The organism is Caldisericum sp. (assembly GCA_022759145.1).
Classification (GTDB): Bacteria; Caldisericota; Caldisericia; order Caldisericales; family Caldisericaceae; genus Caldisericum.
In genome coordinates, this window is the sequence record JAEMPV010000075.1 from 1 (window position 1) to 23,989 (window position 23,989).

Sequence of the window (23,989 nt, forward strand, 5' to 3'; positions counted from 1 at the left end):
CTATTATTAAAAAAGAAGAAGCCTTAGTTGAGGAAAGCGTTGTTCTTTCGGAGCATGAATAAATAAAATTTCATTTTAAATACGCGTTGCTAGTATCAAAACTTGCCAGAAAAACGAACTTATCTCTCACCCTGAGGCGTATTTCGTTAAAAGGGTCTCCAATTCAATTGAGGGGTGATATTTACCCCCTCAAATTTGGGAGATGCCTTACAAAAGCCTTTGGGATGACACTTCCGGTCGGTTAGAAAGGATGCTACTTGCTCGGTCGACAAAATGGAGAGGTTTCGCATAAAAGTTTTTTAAGGTTTCTCCTCTTTTAATGGTTGTGGGATATAATATAAATATGGAAAAATTGATTGAAATTGTTAAAAGAGAGTTAAACTCGTCTTCACACGATTTTGACCATACCTTGAGGGTTTTAAATCTTGCTCTAAAGATTGCAGAGCACTATCCCGAAGTAAATGTCGAAGTCTTAAAGGCGAGTTGTATCTTGCATGATATTGCTCGCGTTAAGGAAGATACAGATCCGACACACTCAATTGACCATGCTGAACTTGGTGCTCAGATGAGTGAATCTGTTTTAAAGGACCTGGGATATAGTGACGATTTTATAAAGGCTGTAAGTCATGCAATAAGAGCGCATAGGTTCAGGGGAAATGTCTTGCCTGAGACAATTGAAGCAAAAATCCTATCCGATGCAGACAAACTTGATGCTATTGGCGCAATAGGTATCGGAAGGGCGTTTATGATTGCAGGGGAGTATGGTGAAAGGTTGTATGTTGAAGTAAATGAAGAAGAATTGGGGCAAGCAAAAAGGATAAATAATTTTAAAGAACACTCACCAAATATAGAGTATCTCGTAAAGTTAAGGCACATAAAGGATAGACTTTATACAGATTATGCAAAATCTATTGCAGATGACAGGCTTCGATTTATGGATGATTTTTTCAAAAGACTCGAAAGGGAGGTAAGGGGAGAGTTATGAGAAACAAGGAGGTTGCCGAAAAGTTTTATGAACTTGCGGAGGTTGCAGAACTTGCAGGTGAAAACCCTTTCAAAGTAAAAGCCTATTTAGAAGCCGCTCGTGTGATAGAAAATCTTACGATGCCTATAGAAGAACTTGCAAAAGAAAATAAACTTGACGATATTAAAGGTGTTGGAAAAAGCATCGCAGAAAAGATAAAAGAATATCTTGAGACTGGAAAAATAACAAAACTTGAGGAGTTAAAAAAAGTTGTCCCCGCTGGTCTGCTTGAACTTGAGAAGGTACCAGGGCTTGGCGCAAAAAGGGTGAAAGTTCTTTACGAAAAACTTGGCATTAAGAATCTCGAAGACCTTGAAAAAGCCGCATTAGAACATAAAATAAGGAACCTTGAAGGATTTGGAGAAAAAACTGAGCAGAAGATACTTGAAGGCATAAAGTCGCTTCGAGATAAAAGAACAGACAGGTTTATGATAGGTATTGCACTTCCCATTGCGGAGTCTATAGTTAACCTTCTTAAGAACAATACACCTATTGAGAAGCATATGATTTGTGGAAGTTTAAGAAGAATGAAGGATACGATTGGCGATATAGATATTTTAGTAACTTCAAAAAATCCTTCTGCTGTTATGGACTATTTCGTTAGTATACCTTTTGTAAAAGAGGTGCTTGCAAAAGGCGATACAAAGTCTTCAATAATAACCCAGGAAGGCATCCAGGTTGATTTGAGGGTTGTTGAGAATGACTCTTTCGGTGCTGCCATCCAGTACTTTACAGGATCAAAAAATCATAATGTCCGTCTTCGGGAAATTGCAATTAAGAAGAATCTCAAATTGAATGAGTATGGAGTTTTCAGACTCGATGACAATACAAAGATTGCAGGTATTACCGAAGAGGATGTTTATGAATCCCTGGGACTTGATTGGATTCCTCCTGAAATGAGAGAGGACACAGGAGAAGTTGAACTTGCATCTGAACATAAACTGCCCAGGATCGTTGATTACAATGAGATAAAAGGCGATTTACATATGCATACAAAATATTCAGATGGTGCAAACACCTTAGAAGAGATGGCAAGAAAAGCAATATCTCTTGGCTATGAATATATCGTCGTAACAGAGCATGCAAAGGCTCTTGGAGTTGCGGGTGGTCTTTCGATAGAGGAGTTTAAAAAGGAGAAAGAGGAGATTGAAAAGTTGAACAAGAAACTACATCCGTTCAGGATTTTTCTTGGCGTTGAGTTGAATATCCTTTCCGATGGCTCAATTGATTTTGATGAGAAAGACCTCGATATTTTTGATTTGTGCCTTGCAGGTATTCACACGGGTATGAACCAGAGCGAAAGCGCAATAACAGAAAGGATTAAGAAAGTTATAAGGATTCCAAAAGTAAAGATTATAGTTCATCCAACTGGGCGTATAATAAATGGAAGAAGTGAGTACAGCGTAAATATAGACGAGATATTCAAGGAAGCGAAGAAATATAACAAAATCTTTGAAATCAATGCTTCATTTGAGAGGCTTGATCTTAACGATGTAAATGCAAGAAAGGCGGTATATGAATATGGTTTAAAAATTGCTATAGGAACTGATGCACACTCAACAGAGTCTATGAATAATATGCGTTTCGGTGTTGGAGTTGCAAGAAGGGCCTGGCTTAGAAAGGAAGATATTGTTAACACAAAAAGCCTTAAAGAGTTTGAGGAGTTTTTAAAAGAATAATGAGAAGAGTGCTTGTCCTTGGTGAAAATGCAGTTGATGTGAAGATGCGGCTCGATAATCTTAACCTTGATGAGGATGAAAACCATATTCCTGAGGAAACATCGATAAGTTTTGGTGGGACTGGAGTGAACTTTTCATATGCTTTAAAGAGGTTGAAGGAAGAGCCTGTTTATTTTACTCCAATCTCACTCGATGCATTTGGAAAATCAATAAGGCAATTTTTAGAAGGGTTTGGCATTTACTATTTTGATTGTAGTTCTGAGAAGTCAACACCTGTTGTTGTTAGTATAATATCAGAAGATAAAAGGATAACAATAGCAAGCATTAAAAATACTTCCTATGTGGATATAAGTTTCAATACATTCATAAATGCAAATTTGCATTACGATTTCTTGTATGTCTCTGGAGGATTGCTCACCGAAGAGAATCCTCAAAGTGAAACAATAAAGATTGTAAAATCAGTTAAGGAAAATGGCTATATGGTATTTTTTGACCCTCAGGTACGCATCGGAAAGAGTCTTCCTAATTTTAAAGAAACCTGCGAAGAGATTATAAAGTATTCGGATTTCGTACTTGCAAATGAAAAAGAGATTTCAGTGTTTGATAAGAATCTATTGGATAGTTTTTTAGAGAGAGGCGGAGTTTTAGTGATTAAGATGGGTAAAAAAGGCGCAAAACTCATCGCAGGCACAAAAGAAATGGAAGTAAAAGGTATTAGTATAAAAAGCATCAATGTGGTTGGGGCGGGCGATGTTTTTAATGCAGCATTCATAAAGTATTTTATAAATACAAATAATTTAAAAGAGTCTCTTGAATTTGCAAATGAATATGCAACTCAGTTTGTAGAAAAAGGTTTCTCTTAATATGGAAGAATTTAAACTTGTTTCTGATTTTAAGCCTACAGGTGATCAACCCGAGGCAATAGAAAAACTTGTTGAGGGAATTAAAAAAGGCTATAAGTTTCAGACTCTACTCGGTGTTACGGGTTCTGGCAAGACCTTTACAATGGCGAATGTTATTGCAAGAGTCCAAAAACCTACCCTTATTATTTCACACAACAAAACACTTGCAGCACAACTCTATTCAGAATTTAGAAGATTTTTCCCTGAGAATGCTGTCCACTATTTTGTAAGTTACTATGACTTTTATCAACCCGAAGCGTATGTCCCGCAGATTGACCTTTATATTGCAAAGAATGCTGATGTTAATGAGGATATTGCAAGACTAAGACACGCAACTGTAAGGGCGTTGCTCGAAAGACGGGATGTGATTGTCGTTGCCTCGGTATCATGTATTTACGGATGGGATTCACCTGAAGAGTACAAAGAGCAGTTGTTTACAATAAAGGTTGGCGAAAAAATAAACAGGCTCACAATTGCTATGAATCTCGCAAGGCTTCAATATGAAAGAAATGATATCAATTTTAAAAGCGGTGTTTTTAGAATGCGCGGCGATGTAATCGATGTGTTCCCTAAAGAGTCAGAGACTGCAATAAGAATTGAACTATTTGGAGATGAGGTTGACTCAATTGTTGAGTTTGACCCTCTTACAAATGAACTTATAAGAAAGTACTCCTCTTTTACATTTTTCCCTGCGGCGCAGTTTATAACAACACAGGAACGTATAAGGAAATATGTTGATGAAATAATGAAGGAACTTGAAATGCGTGTCCAGTTCTTTAAATCAAGAGGAAAATTTGTAGAGGCACAGCGTCTTGAAGAGAGAACAAAATATGACCTTGAAATGCTTCTTAACACAGGATATTGCACAGGCATTGAAAATTACTCAAGATACTTTTCAGGGCGAAAGCCTGGCGAGGAACCTTACACCCTTTTGAATTTCTTTCCCGAGGACTATCTTCTTTTTATTGACGAGTCGCACATAACTGTTCCTCAACTACGAGGGATGTACCATGGTGACCACGATAGGAAACTTACCCTTGTAAAATATGGTTTTAGGCTTCCTTCTGCGCTTGATAACCGCCCCCTTCGTTTTGAAGAGTTTTTAGGTCATGTAAATCAGTGCATCTTCGTTTCTGCAACTCCATCGGAGTACGAACTCTCTATAAGTGAGAATGTCGCTGAACAATTAATCCGACCTACTGGTCTTGTCGACCCTGAAGTTGAGGTGCGTCCACAAAAGAATCAAATTGAAGATTTGATAAAGGAAATAGAGGCACGGGCAGCAAAGGGCGAAAGAGTAATAGTAAACACATTAACGAAAAAATTTGCAGAAGATTTGACTAATTATCTTGTCGAAAAGGGAATAAAGGCAAAGTACTTACACTCTGACATTAAGACGCTTGAGAGAGTTGAGATACTAAAGGGCCTGAGGTCTGGTGAATTTGATTGTATTGTTGGTGTAAACCTTCTTCGTGAAGGGCTTGATTTGCCTGAAGTGTCTCTTGTTGCAATACTCGATGCGGATAAAGAAGGATTTTTAAGGAGCGAAACATCGCTTATCCAGCTTATGGGTCGTGCATCAAGGAATGTTTCAGGAAAGGTAATTTTGTATGCCGAGGAAGTTTCTGACGCAATGAAAAAGGCGATGCAGGAGACAAACAGAAGAAGAGAAAAACAACTTAAATACAATAAGGAGCATGGTATTACTCCAAAAACTATAAGAAAAGCGATTACAGACCTTATAGACCTTCCCTGGAAAAAGGAAGAGGAGTTGCAAGATGTCATTAAGGTAGAAAACCTTTCTTATGAAGAGTTTATGGCTTTGATTACAGAACTTGAGGAGGAAATGCACCTAAAGGCGGAAGTTCTTGAGTTTGAGGAGGCGATAAAAATAAGAGACAAGATTAATAAATTGATAGAAGAATATAAGAAAATTTATCCAAATTTAAGGAGGAGAAAGTGAAAATAGCATTTGCGCTGGGAAGTGGTGGTCCTAAAGGGCTTGCACATATAGGGATAATGAAGGTATTACTTGGAGAGGGAATACTTCCTTCGATAATAACTGGTTCAAGCATTGGTGCTCTAATTGGTGGTGCATACGCAAAACTTGGCAGTATCGAAAAAGTCGAGAAAATTGCAACATCTTCGGATATGAAGACGGTACTTACAGTTTTGTTTGACCCAACTCTTAAGATGGGAATTGTTAGGGGGAAGAAGGTTACAAACTTCATAGAGAAAAATATTGGTGATGCTGAAATTTCAAGTCTTGTGCCAAAGTTTTTTCCTGTTGCAACGAATTTTAATACAGGTGAATCTTTTGTTTTTGAAAGTGGAAGCCTTGTAACAGGTATTAGAGCGAGCATTTCAATACCAATATTTTTTGAACCTGTTAGATATAAGGATTTTCTTCTTATGGACGGTGGGTTGTCAGAGCAAGTTCCTGTGAAAGTTGCAAAAGAAAAAGGAGCAGATTTCGTAATTGCTGTGAATCTATATGGAAAGTTATCTGAAACCCCATACAGAAAAGTTAGTTCTGTTAATTTTTACAAGATATTTTCTGACTCAATTGATATACTTCAGTATAATCTTGCAAAAGAGAATTGCAGAGACGCAGATGTTGTGATCGCACCAGATGTTCAGGACATAGGGTGGGATTATTTCTGGAAGCCTGCAGAGGTTATTGAAAGAGGTGTTAAAGCGGCAGTTGAAAAAATTCCTGAAATAGAGGAAAAACTAAAGAACAAAAAATAAAAAAGGGGGCAAAAGCCCCCTAAGTTCTATTTAATCTTGCTTTTGAGTAATTCACCAAGTCTTTTAATTCCTTCTTCAATTTGTTCAAGTGTTGAGAGAGTGAAGTTCAATCTCATGTGGTTCTTATCTTCTCCATAAGGGTAAAATGCGCTTCCGATTACATAAGCGACTTTCTTTTCTTTGACAGCTTCAACAAAAAGTGCATCTGTGTCAATGTATGGAGGAGTCTGAACCCATACGAACATTCCGCCATGAGGTTTTGTCCAGGTAACTTCCTTAGGGAAATATTTTTCCATTGCGTTGAGCATGGTATCTTTCTTTTCTTTATAGACTTTCCGGACTTTATCAAGGTATTCGTTCATATAGCCATCTCTTATGAATTTGTCAGCAATATACTGAGTTGAGGAAGGGGAGCACAAATCTGCAGCCTGTTTTGCAAGCGCAAGTTTTGAAATAGCTACTGGATCCCCAATAATCCATCCCAATCTAAAGCCAGGCGCAAGAATTTTACTGAATGTCCTTAGCCCGATAACATTTCCTATTTGGTCTAATTCAAGGAGTGATGGTAATTTTTCACCTTCAAACCTGATTTCGCCGTATGGGTCATCTTCAATTATAGGGATTCCGTATTCATGGGAGATTCTTAAAAGTTCTTTTCTTCGTTCAAGACTCAATGTAACCCCTGCTGGATTTTGGAAGTTCGGGATTACATAGATGAGTTTAATGTTAACTCCTTTACTTCTTAAATCCTTGATTTTTTCCTCTAAGATATCTGTTTTTATCCCGTCGTCATCAAGAGGAACAGTTACAAAGTTAGCCTGAAATGCCTGCAGAGCTTGAAGTCCTCCCACATAAGAAGGAGCTTCAACAATTACAGTGTCCCCTGGGTCTACAAAGACTTTTGCAATTAGATCAAGTGCCTGTTGTGAGGCGGTTGTAACAAGAACATTTTCAAGCCCCACATTCTTAATGCCTTCTTCTTGCATCATTTTAACAATGGTTTCCCTGAGAGGTTTTACGCCTTCTGTTGGACCGTACTGGAGTGCTTTTCCTCCATGATTTACAAAAACTTCTTTTGCAATTTCACCCAAAATTTCTTTTGGGAAAAGGTTTGGATCTGGCATACCGCCTGCAAAGGAAATGATTTCTGGTGATTCAACAAGCTTTAGGAGTTCTCTAATGGCGGAAGCCTTCATTGTCTTACTTCTTTCTGAGAATTTTTCTTCCCACATTTATGGGTAGCCTCCTTTCTTATTCATGCCAATATATTATATACTTGCATAATAAAATTCCAAGTTTTTGTAATAAAAAGAGACACAAAACTACGGATGTTCGATGTCTGCCTCGTTTGAAAACCCACGAGACTCCCAGTATCCTTTGTAATTTGGATCGTTTGTTACTTCGATTCCTACAACCCATTTAGCCCATTTGTATCCATATTTTGCTTCTGCAACAACTCTGAAAGGAAATCCATATTCTTTTGGGAGAATAATGCCGTTTACTTTGTATGCCAATAGTATTTTTTCATCACGAATATAGTCTATTGGAAGTGAAGTTGTATATCCATCGGCACAGTGGAAAATAACAGTATTTGCATCTGCCTTTAAATTTGCATTTTTCAAGATGTCGTATATAAGAACACCTTCCCAAAGCAATTTTGAGCTCCAGCCTTCTACACAATTGAGTTTTACAACTTTTTCGAAGTGTTTATAGTTAGATAAAACTTCTTCGTATTTAAGTGTTAGTGGGGTTTCAACAAGTCCATAAACATTTAGTGTATAGTTTTTTCCATTAATATTTTGCGTTCCTTTAATTCCCAAAGCAGGCGTTTCCGATAGCGGTGTTAATTTTTCTCCCTTGTATTCACTTACTTCCACTGCTTCAAGAGTTTGTGGTTTTTCACTTCTTGAAAAACTGTAAATGAAAGCAAGTGATGTGATGCTTGCTAAAATAAAAACTACAATAACTATTTTATTTCTCACTCCGAAACTCCTTCCAATTCATTTTTGAAATTTTCTATGAGATTGTTTTTTGCAAGTTCGTAGGCAACTTTAATTGCGTTTTTGATTGCAGTCCTCTTTGATCTCCCATGCGCTTTAACTGCGACACCGTCTATTCCTAAAAGTGGTGACCCTCCAAAATTCTCATAATTCAACTTGTTAAAGGCGCTTTTAAGAGCAGGCTTAAGAAGGTATGCACCAATTTTATACAAAATAGACTTATTTATTTCATCCTTAAGGATATCTACGGTAAACTCGAGCGCTCCCTCATAAGACTTTTCAAGTATGTTTCCTGTGAATCCATCTGTGACTATTATATCGACCTTGTGATAAAGAATTTGATGTGGTTCGATATTACCTTTGAATTCCTTTAAATTTTCTTTTAGCAATTTGTGTGCTTCTTGAATAAGTTTTGTCCCTTTTTCCTCCTCTTCGCCGATATTTAGTAATCCAACAGTTAAGTTCTCTTTGTTAGTAAGCGTGTGTAGAAAAGTTTTACCAAGAATCGCAAGTATAAGATAATCACGGGGCATGATATCTACGCTTGCCCCAACATCAATAAGGACACCAAAGTCGTCATCTTTAAATGGTATTACAACGCCAATTCCGGGTCGATTTACATTCTTAAGCCTTCCAAGCGTAAATAGAGAAATTGCCATATAAGCACCAGTATTGCCTGCAGTTACGAAACCTTGAGCAACCTTATCTTTTACAAGTTCCACTGCTTTATGCATTGATGAACCCTTTTTTCGTAAGAGTGCTTCTCTTGGTTTATCATGCATCGTTATAACATCATCTGCATGGACAATTTCTATATTTTTTGATTTTGAAAATCCTTGAAGTGCCTTTTTTAGTTCTTCTTCTCTTCCTGTAAGTAGTATCTCAAGGTCTTCTATCTCGTTAACTGCCAATTTTACTCCCTCAACTATCTCTAAAGGTGCAAAATCGCCACCCATTCCGTCAACTGCAATCTTAACCATAATTACTCCTTTGTAATGAATGCAATACCGACAGATTCAAGACCAAGGTGTGTTCCTAAAACTGGTCCAATTCTGTACATTTTTGTTGGAAACCCGAATTCCTTTTCAACTCTTTGTCTAAATTCTTCTCCCTCTTCATAGTTTGCACTATAAACTGTGTCTATTCTTTCAAGCCCTCCACGCTTTTGAGAAATTTCTTTAACAATCTTTATAAGTTCTTCTTTCGAGCCATTTCTTGTTCTACCGAACTTATAAAGATCTATTCGACCTTCATTTAAATAGAGAAGAAAGTAAAGTCTTAGTGCGGTTGTTATTTTACCTTGAAGGTGAGAAATTCTTCCACCCTTAATTAATAGGTCTATGTTCATTGGAAGGAAAAATCCGTGGACTCTTGGATGCATTTTCTCGATTTCATCTTCGATTTCTTCTCTTGTAGCGCCTTTCTGAATAAGTTCATGCGCTTTCATTACTTTATAAAGTTGGTCAACAGAAGATGATTTTGAGTCAATTACAGTTATTTTGTCTGTTTGAAGGATTTCTTTTGCTGCGTTTGCCGCATTTACAGTTCCCGATAGAATTGATGAAATATGGATAGAGACAATTTCGTCTCCTCTTTTAATAATTGGTTTGTACGCTTCAACAAAGTCATTCGTTGATGGTTGTGAACGAGAAAATTCTTCACCTTCTCTTAACCTCTTGTAGAATTCCTCATCTGAGATATCTACTCTCTCTTTATAGATACCTTTATTGGAAGTAACATAAAGCGGAACGATTGTTAAATCCATTGCCTTAATTTCATCCTCAGTTGGATATGCAGTTGAATCTGTTACAATTTTAATCACTTCATCCTCCTCAAAGTTTTTTATTTGTTACACTTAATTATAATATTATATTTAAGATAAAACAAAATCGAAAAATGAAGAGATTTGTTGATTTTTCAATTATTATGGATGAAAGTTTAATTTCTAAAATTTTACTCATAGGTTAAAAAGTTTTATAATAATATATAGGGGTGCTTATATGGAATTTAAAAAGTTGAGCCCTTACAAGTTTTTGGTCGAAAAGCATGGTGATATGAGGGTAGATGCGCTTCTAATATCCTCTGATAAATTAATAGAATTTGTTTCAAAAGATAAGGCACTTGAGCAACTGTTATGGGTTGCAACACTTCCAGGTATCGTTAAGTATTCCATCGGTATGCCCGATATACACCAGGGATATGCTTTTCCAATAGGAGGTGTTGGTGCCTTTTTGTATGATGGTGGAGTTGTTTCTCCTGGTGGTGTCGGCTTTGATATAAATTGTGGAGTAAGGGTTATTAAAACAAACCTGAAATATGAAGATATAAAGGATTCCCTTGAGGAACTTGGTAAAACCCTATTCAAAACTATTCCTGCAGGGCTTGGGTCAACTTCAGAATATACATTCAGTATCGATGAATCTAAAAGAGCAATGAAATTGGGGATAGAGTGGGCTGTAGAAAAAGGATTTGCAAAAAAAGATGACCTTGAAAATGTCGAAGACTACGGAAGGTTAGAAGGCGACCCTGATTGTGTAAGTAAACACGCAATCGAAAGAGGGAGAGAGGAATTCGGAACCCTTGGTGCAGGCAACCACTTTCTCGAAGTTGACAGGGTTATTGAGATCTACGACAAAGAATTAGCCAAAGCTTGGGGATTGTTCGAGGGACAGATTGTAATCTGGATTCATACAGGGTCTCGTGGACTTGGTCACCAGATTGCAACTGACTATCTTGATTTGATGCGTCCAAAAATGGATAAATTTGGCTTTAAACTTGTTGATAGAGACTCTGTTTATTTTCCAATTAAAGAAGACCTCTCTCAGAGGTATTTACTTGCTATGGGTGCTGCTGCAAATTTTGCCTGGGTTAACAGACAGGTTTTAACATATTTAACAAGGAAGGCTTTTTCTAAGGTATTTGGAATGGATTATGAAAGACTTGGGATGGAAATCCTTTACGATGTAGCACATAATATTGCAAAACTTGAGGAATACGAAGTAAATGGCAAAGTTCAAACTCTCCTTGTCCATAGAAAAGGAGCAACTCGGTCATTTCCTAAGGGTCACCCAAAATTAAAAGGGAAATTTAAAGAAACAGGTCAGCCAGTTCTATTGCCTGGCGATATGAAAAGAGGTTCCTATATACTTGTTGGAAGCGAAAAATCTATAAAGGAGACTTTTGGAAGCGTTGCACATGGTGCAGGTAGATTGCTAAGCAGACATCAGGCTGTTAAACAGATAACTTTCGAAGATGTAAAAGGCGAACTTGAAAAGGAAAGTATTTTACTCTACGCAACTGATAAGGTGGTTGCAAGGGAAGAAGCACCCGAGGCTTACAAGAATATTGATCTTGTCGTAGAACCCATTGTTGGTGAGGGACTTGCTAACTTAGTTGCTCGCTCTAAACCCCTTATCGTGGTGAAAGGATGAAGTTAGGAGCACATGTTTCAATAAAAGGAGGTGTTGACAAGGCACCAATCTACGGAAAAGAAGCAACCTGCGATGTTATACAAATATTCTCCAAAAATCAGATGCAATGGGCAATGCCACCTTTGAGCAAAAGCACTATTGAAGATTTTAAGAGAAATTCCGAGAATTATAAAGTTAAGGGTGTTTCAATACACGCTTCTTACCTTTTAAATCTTTCAAGCCCCGACGAAAGCATCAGAAAAAAATCTATTAAAGACCTTTCATCCGAACTGGAAAGAGCAGATGCACTTGGAATTGATTATGTAGTTTTTCATCCTGGCGCTCATATGGGCGAGGGAGAAGTTAAGGGGATAAAGACAATTGCAAATTCCATAAAGGAAGTTTTTGAGATTACGCAGTCCAAAAAGAGCATGCTTCTTATAGAAACAACCGCAGGAGAAGGAACGCATCTTTGCTATAAATTTGAACAAATAAGGGATATTTTTGAACTTACGCGCACTTCAAGATTGGGTGTATGCTTTGATACATGTCATGTTTTCCAGGCTGGGTATGATATAAGAACTCCCGAAAGTTTCTTAAAAGTATTAGAAGATTTCGATAGAGTTATCGGTTTAAAGTATCTTAAACTTTTTCATTTAAATGACTCTAAAAGAGAAATTGGAATGCATGTTGATAGACATGAAGAAATAGGGCTTGGTAAAATTGGGCTTGACGCTTTTAGATTTTTGGTTAATAACGCATTGTTTAAAGATGTAGGTGGTATACTTGAGATTCCAGGTGATATTGAAGGGTATAAAAGGAATTTGATAACACTCAGGAGGCTCATTTATGGGAATAATTTATGAAAGAGTTCTATCTTTACTTAAAGAACTTGATGGAAAAGCAAAACTTTTGCTTGCAAGCAAGGAAAGGACTGTAGATGAAATAAGAGAAGCAATTTCAGCAGGTGCAAATATCTTTGGCGAGAATTACCTGCAAGAAGCGGAGCCTAAAATTAATGAAATAGGTCATGTTGTTGAGTGGCATTTTATAGGCTCGATACAGAGAAGGAAAGTTAAAAAGATAGTTGAATTGTTTGATGTGGTCGAAAGTGTTCCTTCGGTCGAGATAGCAAGATTGATTGATGATGAGTGCAAGAAAATAGGAAAGGTTATGCCTGTATTAATTGAAGTAAACTCAGGCAAGGAACCACAAAAAAGCGGTGTTATGCCAGAGGATGTTGAAGATGTTGCAAAAGAAATCAATAAACTAAATAATATCTTGCTTTCAGGATTGATGACAATGGGACCAAATTTACCCGATCCTGAAGACCTTAGGCCTTATTTTAGGCTCACTTTTGAACTTTTTGAAAAGTTAGGCAAGTTAGGGATATTTAAAGTGGAGAACCCCATTCTTTCAATGGGTATGTCTTCGTCATACAAAGTTGCAATTGAAGAAGGTGCAAACCTTGTAAGAATCGGAACGCTTGTTTTTGGAGAACGCAAGAAAAAAGGTGCTTAAGTTTTAAATTCTAAGTTGTTTGCTGTTTTTGTTGCAAGTTGACCGCACGCAGCCGATACATCCGTTCCCTTCGAAAGTCTAAGAGTTGCGCGCAATCCATTTTCAAGAAGATGTTTTTGAAATTCCAATTCTCTTCTTGATGCTTTGAAGTTAGCAAAAGGAATCTCATTATAGTGGATAAGGTTTACTTTTACAAATTTTAAGGTTTTTGCAAATCTTAGTAAGGCATCTGCATCTTGTAAACTATCATTAAATCCGTCTATGAGAAGGTATTCAAGTGTCACTGTATTGCCTGTTTTTTCGTTATAATAAGTGAGTGCTTCTTTCAGTTTGCTTAAAGGATAGTTCTTCAAGCCAGGCATTAAAATGTCTCTTTTTCTTTGGCTTGCTGCATGTAGTGAAATTGCGAGTTTGACAGTTGGTATTTCATCTGCAATCTTATATATCATGGGGACAATACCAGCAGTAGAAATAGTAATTCTTCTTTTGCCAAGGCCTCTTCCATTTTCATCTGTTATAATTTCAATTGCTTTTTTGACGTTTTCGTAATTTAAAAGTGGTTCACCCATTCCCATAAAAACAATATTTGAAATAGGTTCAACATTCTCAAGCTGAAGTAGTTGCTCAACGATTTCACCCGTTTCGAGGTTTCTTATAAGTCCCATTCTTCCTGTTGCACAGAATTGGCAACCAAGAGAACAACCCACCTGAGTTGAAAGGCATGCGGTATTCCAGGAATTTCCAACTTTATTAGTGTTTCTTATGATTACGCTTTCTATAAGTCTTTTGTCGCTTAACTCAAAAACAAATTTTACAGCGTTATCTTTAGATTCTTTCCTCGAAACTTCTTTGAAAATTAGGATATAAAATATTTTATCAAGGGTTTCTCTGAGTGGTTTACTTAATGTTGTAATATCACTAAAGTTTTCTTTCCTCTCTTTGTAAATTGCACGAAAGACTTCTCTTGCTCTGTATTTTGGTTCATCCAGAGACACAAAAAAGCCTTCAAGTTCTTTTAAATTTAAATTCTTAATGTCTTTTTTCATAATTTCATTTTAGTACTTTTGGGAAATTTTGCAATTGATATTTGGAATTTTTGGTAATATTAAGAAAATTTCGTGTTTTTGTTACTTTATTAACTATTTGTTTGTAAAATAAATTGTTATAAAGTGCCTATGCTCCCTTGACAAATGGAAACGTTTTTGTTAAAATTGAATATCTTTTTTTAAAATTTCAGGATAAAGGGAGGTAATGAGATGAAAAAAGAGGTACCAGAGAAGGTATCACAGAATGAGGTAGTATTTAAGGTTGAAGAGATTGAACCACTTTTGAGTGGCCCTGCAATGGATCTTCCTCACTGGGAGCCAATGTACATAACGCTTCCAAACGGAAGAACTATGGTTATCAGGGAAATGAGGAAAGATGAAGCACCTCTTCTTTTCCCACTTTTAAAGAAACTCATCGATACAGATCATGACTTCTACGACATTGTTGGTGTAAGAGTCTATGCAGAACTCCTTGGTTGGTTAAGAAACAGGTTAAAAGATCCTTATCAAATGGTTGGTATTGTGGATGGAAAGCTCGCAGCCTTCTGCAACGGAAGACTTATGAACAAAGATATCAACATTAGTTTACATACAATGGCATTTATGCGTGGAATGAAGGCTGGAGCAGTTATGTACTATGCAAAGGCATACTACACCTTCGAAATCCTTGGACAGAAAGAGTTCTGGGCGACATATGAAAGTTATAATGGATGGAAGAGGTGGGGCGTCGGAATGGCACAACCATCCTATCCATGGCCAGATGTGCAGCATGAATTAGGTGGAGCAAGAGTTTACTACATAACAAAAGAATACTGGCAAACAACCGTTAAGAAGTATCTTGAAGATATGATAGGTGCAAAACTCCAGGCACCAGTTCCAGAAGACCTTCTTAAGGCTGCAGAGAAGTTTGAAGTTCCAGAAACATTAGAAGAATAATTTTGTGTTATTTAATCCCCCGAGAGGATTCTTGGGGGATATATTATTTATTTGTTAAAAGGTAGGAATGAAGGTAATTTCGGTGGGCGATAAGATTGATTTAAAGTTAAAGGTTTTGGGTATTCATTCTCATTTTAACCATGCCATAAATATATATACGGACAAGGGTTTAGTTTTTATTGTCTCAAAAGATGTAGGTTCTGGTCCTAATTCGATTGTTTTAGATGAGAACAATTTGAACAAATTTACGCTTGATGATATTTCAAGATTTGATTACTCTTTTTACTCTATCTATAACTCAAGTTTTGAGTTATTTCATAAAGATTTAGAGGTTTTAGTTAACAATTTAAAAACACTTAAGGACTATTTGTTTAATTATGCCCACCCGTTAAGTGCGGTGTTTTTGCTGGACAGTTCAAGAAAGTCAAATTTCGTTAGCTTGTTTAGTTTAAATCTTGCAAACCAATTGGAAGAGAGTTTTAATCGCTTGCTTAATTTTGACCTTAATGCAATCGATTCTCTTAAGGGATTAGGATACGGGTTAACTCCGCAGGGAGACGATCTTATAGAAGGTTTTCTCGCTGCAATTTATGTTTATGAGAAGTTGTTAGATTTGAATTTGTCCTCTTTGAGAAAAACGATTTATGATAAAGCACTCACGAAGAATAAAGTTGCAAATACTTTTTTGTATTTTACTTCGCTGGGTCTTTTCTATGAAAGGTTTAAGGATGTGCTTAAGGCTCTATTTACAGGATTTAATTTAGAAGAGAGTATTTTAAAGATGTTATCCTTTGGTGAAACTTCAGGAGCAGATATCCTAACTGGTTTCATTAAGGGATTTGAAAAACTTTTAGAAGGAGGCAATGAATTATGGCAGTAAAAGGTATATTAAAAAAAGGCGAGTATTATGATTCGGTTACACTAATGCTTGTTCAAAAAGATGCGTTGAATATTCCCGGTGTAGAAGATGCAGCTATTGTAATGGGAACTCTTCAGAATAAGTCTATTCTCGAGAACTCTGGCATGCTTCTTGAAGAATTTAAGAATGCAACCGATGCAGATCTTTTAATTGCAGTTAAAGGCAAAGATGATGAAGTTGTTGAAAAAGCACTAAAAGAAATCGAAAATCTTTTAAGGAAAAGCAGGTCCAAATCAGAAGGATCATCAGATTATGTTCCCAAAAGTCTTGATGGCGCTCTCAAAATAATGCCTGATGCAAATTTAGTGCTTATTTCTGTTGCTGGAAAGTATGCAGGAGATGAAGCAATCAAAGCGCTTTCAAAGGACTTGCATGTTATGATTTTCTCGGATAATGTGCCGAAAGAAAAAGCACTCCGTGCTAAGCAAATTGGATACGAGAAAGGACTTCTTGTGATGGGTCCTGATTGCGGAACTGCTATCATAAACGGAGCTCCTCTTGGATTTGCAAATGTCGTTGAAAGAGGAGACATTGGTATAGTCTCTGCGGCTGGAACTGGACTTCAAGAGGTTTCCTCGATTATTTCTAACAATGGTGGCGGTATTTCACAGGCGATAGGTACTGGCGGTATTGATATGAAGGAGTACTATGGGGGCTTATCATTTATTACAGGGCTTAAGGCACTTATCGACGATGATGAGACAAAAGTGATTGTTCTCATTTCTAAGCCACCTCACGAAAGTGTGTTAAAGAAACTCCAGGATGTTTTAAAGAATAATAAGAAGCCAGTTGTTGGGTGTTTCCTTGGAGCAAATAAAGAAATTGTTGAGAGTTTAGGCGCATATCCTGTTTCTACACTTGAAGAAGCTGCACTTCTTGCAGTAAGCCTTTCAAAGGGGACCTCTTTTGATAAGTTTAAGAAAGAGATAGAAGAGAGGGAAGAGTTAATAAAGAATGAAGCAAAAGAATTGGCAAAACACCTTAAACCAGGACAAAAGTACTTTAGAGGTCTTTTCCAGGGTGGAACTCTTGCCTATGAAACAGAATTGATCTTAACAGATATGATAGGTGATGTTTATTCAAATGTCCCGCTTAAACCCGAATTCAAACTCAAGGATTCCTGGAAGAGCGAGAAGCATACAATAGTTGACCTTGGAGAAGATGAGTTTACAGTTGGAAGACCTCATCCTCAAATTGATTTCCAGCTTAGAAACAAGAGAATTTTAGAAGAAGCGAAAGACCCTGAAGTTGCTGTTATATATCTCGATGTTGTTATTGGGTATGGAACAAATAGACACCCTATTGAAGATCTTGTTCCGACTCTTGAAGAAGTTAGGAAAATTAGCAATGCACTTGTTATTGTAAATGTTACGGGAACAGACAAAGATCCTCAGAACAAGAGAGCGCTTATCACTGCACTTAAAAATGCTTCTGCGCATGTTTACGAAAGAAATGCCTATGCCTCAAAGGTTGCAGGATATGTAATTAAGGAAATAGGAGGTTAATTATGAGCAAGGTAAACGATTTATTCAAGAGTGAACTTAAGGTTATAAATATCGGTTTAACTTCCTTTGCTGAAAGCCTTAAGGAAACAGGGTACAAAGTTGTCCATGTTGACTGGTCGCCTCCAGCATTCGGCGATGATGTAAGAGAAGCACTTGATAAATTCAACGAGATAGTTTCAACAAAAAAGGTTGATGTCGATAAGGCAAACCGTGAAGCCTTTAATAGACTTGTATCAGCAAGACCAAAACTTGTTAGGATGGGTAAGGCAATTGACCTTGTCCCCGGAATGAAAAAGAATATGCTTTTGCATGCAGGTCCTCCAGTAACCTGGGATAGGATGTGCGGTCCAATGAAAGGTGCTGTTCTTGGCGCTATCCTTTACGAAGGATGGGCAGAAACTGTCGAGGATGCAGAAAAACTTGCTGCATCAGGAAACATAGAATTTTCTCCATGCCATCACCACCAGGCTGTAGGACCTATGGCAGGAATTGTTTCACCTTCTATGCCTGTTTTTGAAGTTGTTAACGAAGCATATGGGAACAAATCATATACCAATATGAACGAAGGGCTTGGGAAAGTCCTCAGAATGGGTGCGTATTCAAAAGAAGTTATTGAAAGACTCAGATGGATGGAGCAAGTTCTTTATCCAACACTTGCAAGAGCCATTGAATATCTTGGAGGTATCGATCTTAAAAACATCCTTGCTCAAGCACTCCATATGGGTGACGAAGGGCATAATAGGAATAGAGCAGCAACTTCTTTACTCTTTAGACAACTTGCTCCCGCAATTGTTAAAACAACAAACGACCCCGATGTTGTGGAGAGAGTACTTAAATTCATTGACGGAAACGATCACTTCTTCCTCAACATTTCTATGGCAACAGCAAAGGCAAGCCTTGATGCTGCAAGGAACATTGAAGGTTCAACTATGGTAGTTGTTATGGCAAGAAATGGAACAGATTTTGGAATTCAAGTTTCTGGTCTTGGCGATGAGTGGTTTACTGCACCTGCTGAAGTCCCGCCAAATGCACTTTATTTTCCTGGTTTTACAAAAGATGATGCAAACCCTGACATTGGAGATAGTTCTATAACTGAAACGGCAGGATGGGGAGGATTTGCAATTGCAGCTGCACCTGCAATTGTCCAGTTTACTGGTGGAACACCGCAGGATGCAATAAATAAAACAAAAATGATGTACGAAATTACTATTGGAGAAAATACAACCTATCAAATTCCTTATCTTAACTTTAGAGGAACTCCAACTGGCATCGATATAAAGTCAGTTGTCGAAAAAGGAATTCCACCGTTTATTGACACTGGTATTGCACACAAGTTACCTGGTATTGGGCAGGTTGGTGCAGGACTTGTAGATGCACCAATGGAAGTTTTTAAAAAGGCATTAATTGCATTCGTAAAAAAATATTCATAAGAAAGGGAGGTAATGAATTATGACTACTGAAGAATTTATTAAGTTAATGACCACAGAAATTAAGATGTACGATTTAACGCAACCTCTTAGCATTCACACGCCGCCATGGCCAAGTTACATGCCATTAGGAATTCAGTATTTTAAGAGAATTGCAGGTGCAGATAGAGGTCAAGGTGCAAATGGTCAAATTATCACATCAAGTAACCATGTAGGGACGCATATGGATGGAGAAATCCACTTCTATGGAGCAGGAAGAGCAATCGGAGCGGTTCCACTTGAAGAGTGGGTTGGACCTGGTGTTGTAGTTGATATTTCAGATGAAGTTGGCGACTATGATCTTTATACCCCAGAAATGCTTATGAAAAAGGCTGATATAAGACCTGGTGATATTCTCATCATTAACACAGGTTACCACAGGTATGCATGGTATGAAAAAGAGGCAGACGAGGTTCGTTATATGGTTAAACATCCCGGTCCAAGTCCAGATTTTCCGGACTGGGCTCTAAAAATGCAGTTTAAATGGATAGGTGTTGATTGCGGTAGTGCGGACCATCCGATGAATACAATCCTAAGGAATTGGCATCCAAAACTATTCCTCGAAGCAGAAAAGAAACTCAAAGAAAAATATGGAAAGTCCTGGGATGAAATGTTCCCGCCAGAAGAATTCTATCAGATAATGCACCTTAAACTCTTCCCTAAGGGATTAGTTCATGCTGAGAACCTCGGTGGAGATATTGATAAACTCAGCAACAAGAGAGTGTATGTTGGTGCGTTTAATGTAAAAGGTATTGAAATGGAATCTGCCTGGACAAGAATTGTTGCCTGGGCTCCATAATAAGGAGGTTTTTATGAAGACCTTTGAGTACTTTAAGCCGGCGACAGTTGAAGAAGCCTTAGGGCTTTTAAAGCAGTTTGGGGCACAAGCAAAGATACTTGCAGGTGGTACAGATGTTGTCGTTATGATTGATGATGGCATGCTTACGCCTGACTATGTAATTGATGTAAAAGGACTAAGTTCCTTAAAAGGTATTGAAGTAAGAGAAAATTATCTTTGGATAGGTGCACTTACAACATTTTCAGAGATTATTCACTCAGACTTAGTAAAAAATCACTTCCCTGTTTTGTTTGAGGCTTCAAAAACGGTAGCTTCGGTTGGGGTAAGAAATAGGGCAACTCTTGTTGGAAACATTTGCTCCGCAGTACCCTCCGCAGATTCTGCACCGACCCTTCTTGTACTAAATGCTTTGGTTGAGGTTAAAGGTAATACCGATAGATTAGTTCCTATAAAAGAATTCTTTACCGGTCCAAGGAAAACTGTTCTTGGGGTAAGCGAACTTGTAACCGGCGTAAGAATCCCGTTAGAGATGAGAAAATTTGGTGCAAATTATATTAAACTCGGTCGTTATGATGGCGAAGACCTTGCTCAGGTTGGTGTTGCAACTTTTGTTTCAGAAGATCTTGAGTATAGAGTTTCCTTTGGCGCGGTCGCACCAACTCCTGTAAGGGCATATGAAGTTGAAGAGTTTCTAAAAGGAAAAGAATTGAGCGATGCTCTTATAGAACAGGCAATACCTATTGCACTAAAGTCAATCTCGCCTATTTCCGATGTAAGAGCAAGCAAGGAATACAGAATGCATGTAAGTGGAGTACTCTTTAAGCGATCGCTCAAGGCATCATTTGAGAGATTAAGAGGACAGGGTCCTGCCTATGGGACCAACTTGGTGTAGGAGGGTAACATGCAGAAAAAAGAAATTACTTTTACCTTGAATGGAAAGAAAGTTTGGGTTGAGGTAAAACCCTATGAAAAATTGCTTGATGTTTTGAGGGATAAACTTGGTGTAAAAAGTCCTAAATATGGGTGTGGTAGAGGCGAGTGCGGTGCATGTTCAGTTTTGCTGGATGGAAAAGCTATAAGGTCTTGTATCGTTTACGCTATAGAAGTTGATGGTCACGATGTAATCACAGTTGAAGGTCTTCAGGCAAACGGACTTACAGATTTGCAGAAATCCTTCCTTGCTCATAATTCTTTCCAATGTGGTTTCTGTGCACCAGGTATGATAATTCAAGCAACTGAACTATTAAACGAAAACCCACATCCAGATGAAGAGGAAATTAGGGAGTACATTGCAGGGAACCTCTGCAGATGTACAGGATACAATCCAATTGTTGAAGCAATTATGGATGTTGCGAAGAAGAAATAGGAGGGGCGTATGAAAGAGCTAGAATTAAAATATGTAGGACATGACGCCGTAAGGCTTGATGGCCTTGAAAAAATTACAGGAACGGCAAAATATGTTGATGATATTGATCTTGGACCTGCAACATTGTATGTTTCAATTTTAAGAAGCCCTTATGCCCATGCTATTATAAAGAAAATTGATACCTCAAAAGCAGAAGCACTCGATGGAGTTTATGCTGTTGTTACAGGAAAAGATTTCCCATATAGATATGGTTTGTATCTCAAAGATAACTATGTATTTCCGCTTGACAGGGTTCGATATGTTGGACAGCATGTTGCGGCAGTTGTTGCAGCAACGCAGGAAATTGCAGACGAAGCTGTAAAGTTGATAGAAGTTGAGTATGAGCCACTTCCCGTAATTCAAGACCCACTTGTTGCAATAAAGGAAGATGCCCCTCTCATACATCCAGATCTTGGAAATTACGAAGTTGTTCCGTGGCTTTACCCTCAACCAGGGACCAATATTGCTCATGTTAGGAAAATTAGGAAAGGAAATGTTGAGGAAGCTTTCAAAGAAGCAGATTTCATTCTTGAAGATTGGTATGTAGTTCCTCATGTAGTACATGCGCCAATCGAAACACATGTTTCTGCAGCGCTCTACACACCAGATGGAAGATTGACGATGTGGAACTCTTCCCAGTCCCCTCACACTCAAAGGAATATTATTGCACGCTCCTTCAAGATGAAACACAAGGACATAAGGGTTATCGCTCCTTATGTAGGTGGCGGTTTTGGAGGTAAGGCAGGCGTAAATATGGAAGTTGTTGCTGCAGCATGTGCGTTGAAAGTCCCTGGACATCCAGTAAAAATTAGATACACAAGAAAAGAAGAATTCTATGATACTTCAATGCGTCAGGAACTCCATGCCTATATTAAGATGGGCGTTAAGAAAGACGGAACTATTGTTGCTCTAAAGCACCAGCTTTATTGGGATGTTGGCGCCTCTGCAGAATATGGATCAAATGTTGTTAATGCAACTGGATTCTCTGCAATAGGTCCTTATAGAATTCCAAATGTTTGGATCGACTCATTTGCCATTTATACAAACAGACCTCCTTGCGGTGCCTACAGAGGATTTGGTTATTCTGAGTTCCATTTTGGTCTTGAAAGCCATATGGATAGAGTTGCAAAGGCTATCGGTATGGACCCTGTAGAGTTCAGGAAGAAGAATGCAATTCAAGAAGGGGATACTGTTGCTTACGGCGTCGAAATGGGACCAACCGGAATTCTTAAATGTATTGATGAAGTTGCTAAGGCAATTGAATGGGGCAAACCGTCAGAACCTCCAAAAGAACCCCATAAAGTACGAGCGAAAGGTTTTGCTGCGGTTTGGAAAGCGCCTGCAATGCCTGCTAATGAATCATCTGCAGCATTTATAAAGTTCTCAGAGGACGGAAGCATTAATATTCTTGTTTCAGGTATGGAACTTGGGCAAGGATTCCTCACCGCAATGGCAAAAATTGCAGCAGAAGAACTTTCACTTCCGCTTGAGAAAATCCGTGTTGAACTTCCTGACACCGATAGAAATCCATATGAATGGCAGACTGTTGCATCGCATGTAACCTGGTCCTGTGGCAATGCAGTAAGACGTGCAGCAATTGATGCACGAGAACAAATTCTTGATGTGATTTCAAGAGCATACTACATCGAGAAGGCAAATCTATATCTTGAAGATGGTAAGGTTAAATGCTACACAAAGCCTGACTTTGAAGTTCCGTTTGAAAGCTTTGTAATCGACGGCGTGCAGATGCCTGATGGAACCTATAGGGGTGGTCCTATTCTTGGACGCGGCTCATTTATGCCTGAATTTACATCTGCAAAAGTCAATCCAGAAACAGGTCAGGGTGGGCATCCAAATGTTCACTACACAACTGGCGCAGGTGCAGTTGAAATTGAAATTGATACGGAAACTGGAAGAATAAGAGTTCTAAGGATGGCAGAGGCTTTTGATGCAGGAAAGGCTATTAACCCTGATATTGTAAAACAGCAAATTACAGGTGGCTTTGTGCAAGGATTGGGAACTGCGCTCTGGGAAGAGGTAAAGTTTGCTGAGGATGGAAGGATACTCAATCCAAACTTCACTGATTACAAAATACCTACGGCACTCGATGTCCCAAGGGAAATGCATCCAATTATTGTTGAAGTTCCTCAACCAGATGGACCTTTTGGTGCAAGAGGAATTGCAGAACACACTATGATTCCTGTAATGCCTGCTGTTGCAAATGCAGTTGAAAATGCACTTGGTGTAAGAATTAAGAACCCTCCTCTTACTGCAGAAAAAATTATTAAGGCTTTGAAGGAAAAGACTGCTTGATCTTTTGTATAATATGTAAAAGTTGCGGGCACTCGCTCTTAAGGGGTGCCCATCCAAAAGAGGAGGAGGTGGTATAAAGAAAAAATTGTTCGAAAAGTACTTTTAAAAGGAAAAAAGCGAAAAGAAATCAAAAAACAAAATTTTAAAAAGGCAGTTTAAGATGGCAGAAGAACAATTCAAAGCAACAAGAGTAGTACCATGGCCAGTAGATTCTTATCCGTCATGGGGATTCTCAATTATTGCTGGTCTCCAGCACATTCTAACTCATCTTTGCCAGATTTTCTCCTTTTTTGAGCAGTTTCAAAATATAGTT

Annotated in this window: 21 protein-coding genes; 16 read left to right on the forward strand and 5 right to left on the reverse strand. The window is 38.0% G+C overall.

The window, feature by feature from the left end; genetic code table 11:
- The first annotated feature begins 343 nt into the window (after window positions 1-343).
- From JHC30_05355 to JHC30_05375, 5 genes are read left to right on the forward strand one after another with little or no spacing between them, the layout of a single operon-like run.
- On the forward strand, window positions 344-985 hold the full coding sequence (locus tag JHC30_05355) for an HD domain-containing protein (protein MCI4463580.1): 642 nt from the start codon (window positions 344-346) through the stop codon (window positions 983-985).
- Entirely contained in the window at window positions 982-2,703 is a 1,722-nt protein-coding gene (polX, locus tag JHC30_05360) for a DNA polymerase/3'-5' exonuclease PolX (protein ID MCI4463581.1), read from the forward strand. The genes JHC30_05355 and polX overlap by 4 nt, the downstream gene beginning before the upstream one ends.
- Window positions 2,703-3,566, forward strand: coding sequence for a carbohydrate kinase family protein (locus JHC30_05365; GenBank protein MCI4463582.1), 864 nt, complete (start codon window positions 2,703-2,705; stop codon window positions 3,564-3,566). Before polX ends, JHC30_05365 begins: the two co-directional genes overlap by 1 nt.
- A 1-nt stretch (window position 3,567) precedes the next feature.
- On the forward strand, window positions 3,568-5,568 hold the full coding sequence (gene uvrB, locus JHC30_05370) for an excinuclease ABC subunit UvrB (GenBank protein ID MCI4463583.1): 2,001 nt from the start codon (window positions 3,568-3,570) through the stop codon (window positions 5,566-5,568).
- Window positions 5,565-6,356 carry a patatin-like phospholipase family protein gene (locus JHC30_05375; GenBank protein ID MCI4463584.1) on the forward strand — a complete coding sequence of 264 codons (792 nt, stop codon included), beginning with the start codon at window positions 5,565-5,567 and terminating at the stop codon, window positions 6,354-6,356. The genes uvrB and JHC30_05375 overlap by 4 nt, the downstream gene beginning before the upstream one ends.
- A 26-nt stretch (window positions 6,357-6,382) precedes the next feature.
- Here JHC30_05375 and JHC30_05380 read toward each other — a convergent pair whose 3' ends face one another.
- From JHC30_05380 to JHC30_05395, 4 genes are all read right to left on the reverse strand, one after another.
- Entirely contained in the window at window positions 6,383-7,588 is a 1,206-nt protein-coding gene (locus tag JHC30_05380) for a PLP-dependent aminotransferase family protein (protein ID MCI4463585.1), read from the reverse strand.
- 90 nt (window positions 7,589-7,678) lie between these two features.
- Window positions 7,679-8,338 (reverse strand): molybdopterin-dependent oxidoreductase, encoded by a 660-nt coding sequence (locus JHC30_05385; protein MCI4463586.1) that lies wholly within the window; start codon window positions 8,336-8,338, stop codon window positions 7,679-7,681.
- Entirely contained in the window at window positions 8,335-9,336 is a 1,002-nt protein-coding gene (gene plsX / locus JHC30_05390; protein MCI4463587.1) for a phosphate acyltransferase PlsX, read from the reverse strand. The genes JHC30_05385 and plsX overlap by 4 nt, the downstream gene beginning before the upstream one ends.
- Window positions 9,337-9,338: 2 nt before the next feature.
- Window positions 9,339-10,178, reverse strand: coding sequence for a DegV family protein (locus JHC30_05395; GenBank protein MCI4463588.1), 840 nt, complete (start codon window positions 10,176-10,178; stop codon window positions 9,339-9,341).
- Window positions 10,179-10,356: 178 nt separating this feature from the next.
- Here JHC30_05395 and JHC30_05400 point away from each other — a divergent pair, with 178 nt between their 5' ends.
- The 3 genes from JHC30_05400 to JHC30_05410 are packed head-to-tail and all read left to right on the forward strand — an operon-like array spanning window position 10,357 to window position 13,287.
- A complete protein-coding gene (locus JHC30_05400; protein ID MCI4463589.1) occupies window positions 10,357-11,787 on the forward strand; it encodes an RtcB family protein in 1,431 nt (476 codons plus the stop codon).
- On the forward strand, window positions 11,784-12,632 hold the full coding sequence (locus JHC30_05405; GenBank protein ID MCI4463590.1) for a deoxyribonuclease IV: 849 nt from the start codon (window positions 11,784-11,786) through the stop codon (window positions 12,630-12,632). The genes JHC30_05400 and JHC30_05405 overlap by 4 nt, the downstream gene beginning before the upstream one ends.
- Window positions 12,616-13,287 carry a YggS family pyridoxal phosphate-dependent enzyme gene (locus tag JHC30_05410; protein MCI4463591.1) on the forward strand — a complete coding sequence of 224 codons (672 nt, stop codon included), beginning with the start codon at window positions 12,616-12,618 and terminating at the stop codon, window positions 13,285-13,287. The genes JHC30_05405 and JHC30_05410 overlap by 17 nt, the downstream gene beginning before the upstream one ends.
- On the opposite strand, the gene rlmN is transcribed toward JHC30_05410, so the two are convergent.
- Complete coding sequence (gene rlmN / locus JHC30_05415) at window positions 13,284-14,333, reverse strand: 23S rRNA (adenine(2503)-C(2))-methyltransferase RlmN (protein ID MCI4463592.1); 1,050 nt, start codon at window positions 14,331-14,333, stop codon at window positions 13,284-13,286. The genes JHC30_05410 and rlmN overlap by 4 nt on opposite strands.
- Before the next feature lie 210 nt (window positions 14,334-14,543).
- Here rlmN and JHC30_05420 point away from each other — a divergent pair, with 210 nt between their 5' ends.
- From JHC30_05420 to JHC30_05455, 8 genes are all read left to right on the forward strand, one after another.
- Window positions 14,544-15,269, forward strand: coding sequence for an N-acetyltransferase (locus JHC30_05420; GenBank protein ID MCI4463593.1), 726 nt, complete (start codon window positions 14,544-14,546; stop codon window positions 15,267-15,269).
- A gap of 67 nt (window positions 15,270-15,336) precedes the next feature.
- Window positions 15,337-16,149: a DUF2877 domain-containing protein gene (locus JHC30_05425; GenBank protein ID MCI4463594.1), complete on the forward strand. Its 813-nt coding sequence runs from the start codon at window positions 15,337-15,339 to the stop codon at window positions 16,147-16,149.
- Entirely contained in the window at window positions 16,140-17,693 is a 1,554-nt protein-coding gene (gene fdrA, locus JHC30_05430; protein ID MCI4463595.1) for an acyl-CoA synthetase FdrA, read from the forward strand. The genes JHC30_05425 and fdrA overlap by 10 nt, the downstream gene beginning before the upstream one ends.
- A gap of 2 nt (window positions 17,694-17,695) precedes the next feature.
- Window positions 17,696-19,123, forward strand: a complete 1,428-nt coding sequence (locus JHC30_05435) for a DUF1116 domain-containing protein (GenBank protein ID MCI4463596.1) — start codon at window positions 17,696-17,698, stop codon at window positions 19,121-19,123.
- 19 nt (window positions 19,124-19,142) lie between these two features.
- Window positions 19,143-19,958, forward strand: a complete 816-nt coding sequence (locus tag JHC30_05440) for a cyclase family protein (GenBank protein MCI4463597.1) — start codon at window positions 19,143-19,145, stop codon at window positions 19,956-19,958.
- Window positions 19,959-19,971: 13 nt separating this feature from the next.
- Window positions 19,972-20,850: an FAD binding domain-containing protein gene (locus tag JHC30_05445; GenBank protein MCI4463598.1), complete on the forward strand. Its 879-nt coding sequence runs from the start codon at window positions 19,972-19,974 to the stop codon at window positions 20,848-20,850.
- Window positions 20,851-20,859: 9 nt separating this feature from the next.
- Window positions 20,860-21,324: a (2Fe-2S)-binding protein gene (locus JHC30_05450; protein MCI4463599.1), complete on the forward strand. Its 465-nt coding sequence runs from the start codon at window positions 20,860-20,862 to the stop codon at window positions 21,322-21,324.
- Window positions 21,325-21,333: 9 nt separating this feature from the next.
- Window positions 21,334-23,676, forward strand: coding sequence for a xanthine dehydrogenase family protein molybdopterin-binding subunit (locus JHC30_05455; protein ID MCI4463600.1), 2,343 nt, complete (start codon window positions 21,334-21,336; stop codon window positions 23,674-23,676).
- Window positions 23,677-23,989: the final 313 nt, after the last annotated feature.

Bases quoted from the DNA above. Each gene is read 5' to 3' on its own strand.
- JHC30_05355 (MCI4463580.1), top strand. From the start codon at position 344: ATGGAAAAATTGATTGAAATTGTTAAAAGAGAGTTAAACTCGTCTTCA.
- polX (MCI4463581.1), top strand. From the start codon at position 982: ATGAGAAACAAGGAGGTTGCCGAAAAGTTTTATGAACTTGCGGAGGTT.
- JHC30_05365 (MCI4463582.1), top strand. From the start codon at position 2,703: ATGAGAAGAGTGCTTGTCCTTGGTGAAAATGCAGTTGATGTGAAGATG.
- uvrB (MCI4463583.1), top strand. From the start codon at position 3,568: ATGGAAGAATTTAAACTTGTTTCTGATTTTAAGCCTACAGGTGATCAA.
- JHC30_05380 (MCI4463585.1), bottom strand. From the start codon at position 7,588: ATGTGGGAAGAAAAATTCTCAGAAAGAAGTAAGACAATGAAGGCTTCC.
- plsX (MCI4463587.1), bottom strand. From the start codon at position 9,336: ATGGTTAAGATTGCAGTTGACGGAATGGGTGGCGATTTTGCACCTTTA.
- JHC30_05400 (MCI4463589.1), top strand. From the start codon at position 10,357: ATGGAATTTAAAAAGTTGAGCCCTTACAAGTTTTTGGTCGAAAAGCAT.
- JHC30_05405 (MCI4463590.1), top strand. From the start codon at position 11,784: ATGAAGTTAGGAGCACATGTTTCAATAAAAGGAGGTGTTGACAAGGCA.
- JHC30_05410 (MCI4463591.1), top strand. From the start codon at position 12,616: ATGGGAATAATTTATGAAAGAGTTCTATCTTTACTTAAAGAACTTGAT.
- rlmN (MCI4463592.1), bottom strand. From the start codon at position 14,333: ATGAAAAAAGACATTAAGAATTTAAATTTAAAAGAACTTGAAGGCTTT.
- JHC30_05420 (MCI4463593.1), top strand. From the start codon at position 14,544: ATGAAAAAAGAGGTACCAGAGAAGGTATCACAGAATGAGGTAGTATTT.
- JHC30_05425 (MCI4463594.1), top strand. From the start codon at position 15,337: ATGAAGGTAATTTCGGTGGGCGATAAGATTGATTTAAAGTTAAAGGTT.
- fdrA (MCI4463595.1), top strand. From the start codon at position 16,140: ATGGCAGTAAAAGGTATATTAAAAAAAGGCGAGTATTATGATTCGGTT.
- JHC30_05435 (MCI4463596.1), top strand. From the start codon at position 17,696: ATGAGCAAGGTAAACGATTTATTCAAGAGTGAACTTAAGGTTATAAAT.
- JHC30_05440 (MCI4463597.1), top strand. From the start codon at position 19,143: ATGACTACTGAAGAATTTATTAAGTTAATGACCACAGAAATTAAGATG.
- JHC30_05445 (MCI4463598.1), top strand. From the start codon at position 19,972: ATGAAGACCTTTGAGTACTTTAAGCCGGCGACAGTTGAAGAAGCCTTA.
- JHC30_05450 (MCI4463599.1), top strand. From the start codon at position 20,860: ATGCAGAAAAAAGAAATTACTTTTACCTTGAATGGAAAGAAAGTTTGG.
- JHC30_05455 (MCI4463600.1), top strand. From the start codon at position 21,334: ATGAAAGAGCTAGAATTAAAATATGTAGGACATGACGCCGTAAGGCTT.